Origin of the sequence: Thiorhodococcus mannitoliphagus, assembly GCF_010915725.1 — a bacterium.
GTDB lineage: Bacteria > Pseudomonadota > Gammaproteobacteria > Chromatiales > Chromatiaceae > Thiorhodococcus > Thiorhodococcus mannitoliphagus.
This window is the reverse complement of sequence record NZ_JAAIJR010000202.1, coordinates 1-6335: the sequence shown is the minus strand read 5'-3', so window position 1 is coordinate 6335 and position 6335 is coordinate 1. Positions and strand designations below refer to the sequence as shown.

At 60.9% G+C, this 6335-nt stretch carries 2 protein-coding genes; both read left to right on the top strand.

Annotated elements, in window-relative coordinates:
* The first annotated feature begins 152 nt into the window (after nucleotides 1-152).
* The gene (locus tag G3480_RS24565) at nucleotides 153-4640 is read left to right on the top strand and encodes an Lhr family helicase (RefSeq protein WP_164656864.1); all 4488 of its coding nucleotides are present in this window, start codon (nucleotides 153-155) and stop codon (nucleotides 4638-4640) included.
* 559 nt (nucleotides 4641-5199) lie between these two features.
* Nucleotides 5200-6036, top strand: a complete 837-nt coding sequence (gene rpoH, locus G3480_RS24560; RefSeq protein WP_164656863.1) for an RNA polymerase sigma factor RpoH — start codon at nucleotides 5200-5202, stop codon at nucleotides 6034-6036.
* The last annotated feature ends 299 nt before the right edge of the window (nucleotides 6037-6335 follow it).

Genomic DNA, 6335 nt, shown 5'->3' with positions numbered 1-6335 from the left:
GTCACCGCCAGGGCCTTATCCCTAAAACCCCCGCTACCCAAATCAGGTGACGGGGGTTTTTCTTTGCGCAAGGAAAAACATTCGCCCCAGCGCCGATTCAGGAGCCATATAACTGCTCCAAATACCCCCAGCGCCGCCTCAACGCTCCCCTGATGGACGCATTCAGCGCGCCAACCCTCCAATGGTTCTCCCAGAACTTCGATGGGCCAACCGCAGCCCAGCAACTCGGATGGCCACTCATCGCGTCAGGTGGTCATGTCCTGATCACAGCGCCGACGGGCAGCGGCAAGACGCTGGCCGCCTTTCTTTTTGCCATCGATCGGTTGATGGTTCCGACATCGTGCCCGTCTCAGGACAAAGGCCAAGCCGTGGCGTCCGTGCCTGGCGCCCCTGGTACTCGGGTTCTCTATATCTCGCCGCTCAAGGCGCTGGTCTACGACATCGAGCGCAATCTGCGAGCACCGCTCGCTGGGATCGCCCGCTTTCACGAAGCGACGGACCAAAGCCTGCCGATGCCGCGGGTCGGTATTCGGACAGGTGATACCTCATCGAAGGAGCGGCTCCGCCAGCTGAAGGATCCGCCTGAGATTTTGGTGACGACGCCGGAATCCTTGTACCTCCTGCTCGGCTCCCGCGCTGCGGATAACCTGAGATCCGTGACCACAGTCATTGTCGATGAGGTTCACGCGCTCGCGTCGACGAAGCGGGGCGTGCACCTGGCTTTATCCTTGGAGCGCCTGAGCGCTCATTGTGATCAGGATCCGCAGCGCATCGGTTTGTCCGCGACGATTCGGCCGCTTGATGAAGCCGCACGTTTCCTTGGAGGGCGGCGCAAGGTCGAGGTTCTAGACTGTGGTGGGCCGCCAAGACTCGATCTCCAGATCAAGGTCCCCGTTGCGGACATGGAAAATCCACCGGTGGCTCGAAAGCAGGAGCCCTCCAGCGGCCCCATTCTCGGAGAGCTTTACCGTCGCCCCCTGGAAAGTGTCTCCGAGGACCGAGGCATGTGGTCGGCGATCTATCCTGCGCTGCTGCGCGAGATCGAGCGGCATCGCTCGACCATCATCTTCGTCAACAGTCGCGGACTCTGCGAGCGCCTGTGTCACCGTTTGAATGAGATTGCGCAAGGGGATGACGGCGGTGAAGAGATCGCGCTCGCGCATCATGGCAGTGTCAGTCACGAGCAGCGTGCCCAGATCGAGGACGGGCTGAAGCGCGGGACGATCAAGGCCATTGTTGCGACCAGCTCTTTGGAGATGGGCATCGACATGGGTGGCGTTGACCAAGTGCTCCTGGTCGAGTCGCCGGGCTCGGTCGCGCGCGGTCTGCAGCGTGTTGGACGTGCCGGCCATGGTGTCGGTGAGGTGAGCAATGGCCGCATCTACCCGAAGTTTCGCGGCGATTTGCTGGAGTGTGCCGTCATTGCTGGACGGATGCTGCGCGGCGAACTCGAGTCGGCTCGGATGCCGCGTAATGTCCTTGATGTCCTGGCCCAGCAGGTGACCGCTTATTGCTGCGAAGGCGAGCGCTCCGTCGAAGAGATCCATGCTCTGATCACTCGTGCGGGTCCCTATCTGGACATCTCACGCGCGGCATTGGAAGCCGTTCTCGACATGCTGTCCGGGCGATTCCCGTCGACTGACTTCGCAGATATCAAGCCTCTCCTCAGCTGGGACCGTACCAAGAACCTCTTGAGCCCGCGAAAGGGTGCGTCCATGGTAACGCGCTTGAATGGCGGCACCATTCCTGATCGGGGCAACTACGCAGTGCATCTCGGCGCTGAGGGCCCGCGGATCGGCGAACTCGACGAAGAGATGGTGTTCGAGACCAAGGCGGGCGATTGCATCTTGCTCGGGTCTTCTACCTGGCGGGTCGAGCAGATCACCCGAGATCGCGTCGCGGTGTCACCGGCGCCTGGCGAACCGGGGCGACTTCCGTTCTGGCGAGGCGAGGGGCCGGGCCGCCCGCTGGAGTTGGGACACGCTATCGGCGCTTTCTGTCGCGGGCTGTCCAAGCTGCGTGGTGCGAAGGCGCAAGCTTGGATCATGACCCAGGCGCCGCTCGATGAGATGGCCGCCGCGAATCTTGGCGCCTATATCGAGGCGCAGCGTCGGGCGACAGGGGAGGTCCCAAGCGACCGCGTCATCGTCGTGGAGCGCTTCAGAGACGAACTCGGCGACTGGCGTATCTGCATCCTCAGCCCCTTCGGCTCCCGGATTCACGCCCCCTGGGCAATGGCGATCCAATGGCTGCTCGAGCGCCGCGAGGGCTTTGAGATCCAGGTGATGTATACGGATGACGGGATCGTCTTGCGCATCGCCGACGGCGAGGCACTGCCCGAGTTGTCCGACCTCCTGCCGCCGGTCGAGGAGCTTGAGGAGCGGGTGACGCACCAGCTGGCGAATACTGCGTTATTCGCCTCTTTGTTCCGTGAGAATGCCGCGCGCGCCCTGTTGATGCCCCGACGCTCTGCCAAAGGGCGGCGGCCGTTATGGGCGCAGCGGCTCAAGGCGCAGAGCCTGCTCGCAGCGGTGCAGCGATACCCTTCATTTCCAGTGGTGCTCGAGACCTATCGTCAGGCGCTGAGTGACATCTTTGATCTCGCCGGCCTCGAGACCGTGCTGCGCGGCATCGCCTCAAGGTCGATTCGGATCCATGAGGTGGAGACGCGTCATGCGTCGCCCTTTGCGCGCTCCTTGGTTTTCGCCTATGTCGCCGCCTACATCTATGAGCAGGACGCGCCGATCGCCGAGAGGCGTGCACAGGCGCTCGCCTTGGACCGCAACCTCTTGGCCGAGCTGCTGGGGCAGGCGGAACTCAGGGACCTCATCGATCCCGAAGTCCTAGAGCAGATTGAAGACGAACTCCAGCACCGTGCGTCAGGCCGTCAGGCACGAGACGCCGACGAGCTGCACGACCTCTTGCGACGGGTCGGCGATCTGACGACGGCAGCATTGATGGACCGCTGCGAGGGCGACCTTGAGCTATGGCTTAGGGTGCTGACGGAGCAGCGCCGAGTGATCTCGGTCAGACTGGCTGGCGAGGAGCGTTGGATCGCGGCGGAGGACGCAGCCCTCTATCGCGACGCCGCTGGCTGCGTGCCGCCCCCGGGGCTGCCGGATGCCTTCTTGGAAGGAGGCCCGGATGCCTTGGAGCAGCTCTTGCGCCGCTATGCCCGGACCAGAGGGCCTTTTGCTGCCGAGGAGGCGGCGCGTCGCTTTGGCCTGCGGACTGGGCATGTCGAGCCCGTCCTCCGCCTCCTTGAGCTAAGAGGCGATCTGGTGCACGGAGAAATCCGTCCTTTCGGCAGCACGCCCGAGTGGTGCGACCAAGAGGTCATGCGGCAGATCCGGCGGCGGACGCTGGCGAAGGCGCGCGACGCCGTGACGCCTGTGGATCACTCGGCCTTGGGCCGCTTTCTGCCAGCTTGGCAGGGTGTCGGAGAAGGGCGCAAGGGCTCGGAGGCCTTGTTGCATGCATTGCTGCCGCTGGAAGGGCTGACGCTGTCCTGGTCTTTGCTGAATCAGAAGATCCTGCCCGCGAGAGTCACTGGATTTCGGCCCGAAGAGTTCGACATGCTTGCCGCCATGGGCCAAGTCGTTTGGGTCGGTTGCGGGGCAGCCGGTCCTCGGGATGGTCGAATCGCCGTCTATCGCCGAGAGGCGATCGGGCAGTTGCTTGACCCGTCAGAACTCGGGCAGAAGCGCAACGAAGTCGAACAGGAATCGGCTCAGGATGTCATCTTGCGTCACCTTGAAAGGCGCGGTGCCAGCTTTCTGTCGGAGCTAATGCAAGCCTTGGAACTGGCCGGTTTCAAGGCGCAGGACACCATCACCTCGAGCCTCTGGGATCTGGTGTGGTCTGGGTTGATGACCAACGATACCTTCGCACCCTTGCGTGCGCTCAACGCCGGACCATCGAAACGCCAGCGCGGTGCGGCCGCGGCTTTGGCCGGTGGGCGTTGGTCCTTGGTTGTCGATCTCCTGAATCCTTGCTCCGACACCGAGCGCAGCCTCGCGCGAGCCCGCATGCTGCTTGAGCGCTATGGCGTGGTGAGTCGCGAAGCGGTTAGCGCCGAAGGACTGGCCGGCGGTTTCGGACCTCTGTACCAGGTGCTCAAACAGATGGAGGAGTCTGGCGCCGTGCGCCGCGGCTACTTCGTCGAAGGTCTATCGGGGGCTCAGTTTGGATTGGCCGGTGCGGTTGATCGATTGCGGGCCGCGCGGGACGATGATCGACCGCTCGACGGCTACGGACAAGATGCTGTTTCGGTTCTGGCTGCCGCGGATCCCGCGAACCCCTTTGGTGCCTTGTTGCCTTGGCCGCAGAGCCCCGCGGGCCAAGCGCCCAAGCGAACCCATGGTGCCTACCTTGTCCTCGTTGCCGGGCGGCCGACGCTTTATCTCGCTGCTGGCGGAAAACAGCTGACCAGCTTCGCCTGCCCCGAGGCGGAGCGCGGCGCTGACCTGAAGCTTGCGGCTGCCGCGCTACATCAGCTGCCGAGAATCGGGCGCAAGCGGCTGCAGATCCAAATGATCGATGGGATTCCGGTAACCGAGTCGCCATTACGCACGCTGTTTCTATCCGCCGGCTTCGATGCCGACTACGACGCCCTTGTGCAAGCGAGAGGCTTCGCCTGACGACGTGACAAGAGGTGTCTGCGTGGTCGCGACGCCGTCCATGCCTGGTACACATCCGCTCGCCACGTGCCTGTTTGAAGCTTGCGCTATCTGTTTCTCGTCGCGTCACATGGCGGCCTGCGCTGTGTGCGATCCCGCCGTGATCCGTTACAGAATTTCCCTTTCCTGACAAATATCCTAGATTTCTTACTGTGGATTCTGTCGAGGATCCTTTGCCTCTTGCCTTCATGTCCATGTTTTGAACCGTGATGTGACGGCGGATCTGTGCGTCCTGCTTTCGCTGAGGCTTGGATCGACACTGAGGGATCAAAGGGTGTTTTCTTATAAAATATTGAAAATAAAGATTATTTTGTTTTAATAATTCTTATCTATCGCGCTGATCGAAACATACGATCTTCATATCGCGCCAAATAGCATTGTACAAACCTGGTTTCTCGCCTAGAGTCAGGTGAAACTTAGGGCGAGGGAGGAACTCCAAAAACCTCGTCATAAGCGCTGGTAAATAACAGACCGTAATGCTAGGATTTTAATCCAAACAACGAGACTCAGGTATTTGATTATGGCCAAAGACTTCATGATGCCGACCGGTACGATCGAGGCTTACATCAGCAGCGCCTACCAGATCCCTGTGCTAACCCCAGAGGAAGAAAAATCGCTGGCGGTTCAGCTTCGCGATCAGGGTGATCAAGAAGCAGCGCGCCGCCTGGTGACCTCGCACCTCAGGTTCGTGATTAGAATCGCTCGTGGCTATCTCGGCTACGGCTTGCCGCTGCCCGATCTCATTCAAGAGGGTACGGTCGGGCTGATGAAGGCCGTCCGTCGCTTCGAGCCGGACATGGGCGTGCGTCTCGTGTCCTTCGCCGTCCATTGGATTCGTGCGGAGATTCACGAATACATCCTACGCAATTGGCGCATCGTCAAGGTCGCGACCACCAAGGCTCAACGCAAGCTGTTTTTCAACCTCCGCAGCTCGAAGAAACGCCTTGGGTGGTTCACCAAGAGCGAGGTAGATGCCGTCGCGGCCGATCTCGGGGTCAAGCCGGAAACCGTGCTGCAGATGGAGTCGCGTCTCGCCAATCAGGACTTGTCCTTCGACGGTCTCGAAGACGACGATGACGACGCGCCGAGTGCTCCCTCGACCTACCTTCCAGACACCAGCATGGAGCCTGCGCGTGTGCTTGAGCACGAGGACACCGATCGCTACCAAAAGCAGCGTCTCTACGCTGCGCTGCAGGGCCTCGATGAGCGCAGTAAGACGATCCTCTGTGAGCGCTGGCTATCCGAGAAGAAGCAGACGCTGCATGAGCTGGCAGGACAGTTTGGCGTCTCCGCAGAGCGGATTCGTCAAATCGAGAAGAACGCGATGAAGAAGGTGCGACTCCAGCTGGAGGTGTGATCGCCTCGAGTTGATCCCCTCTCAATTGCGCCCGGGACGAAAAGCGTCGTTTCGCAGCGCGCTGGCCTCAAACGAGCGGCGCTCAGCGTACTAGAGGCGGCCTGGATGACAAATGAAGACAAACCCGACCCGCTGTAAAGCGGGTCTTTTTTTGTGATCAGGGGGCGGCCTTAGAAAGTGCTCATCAACAACTTCCCCCCTTTCGCAAAGGGGGGCTAGGGGCATAGCCGTCAGGCTAAGAATAGCCAACGTTATTCATTTTCCATAAACCATTTATATTTCAATCTATTGAACAACTC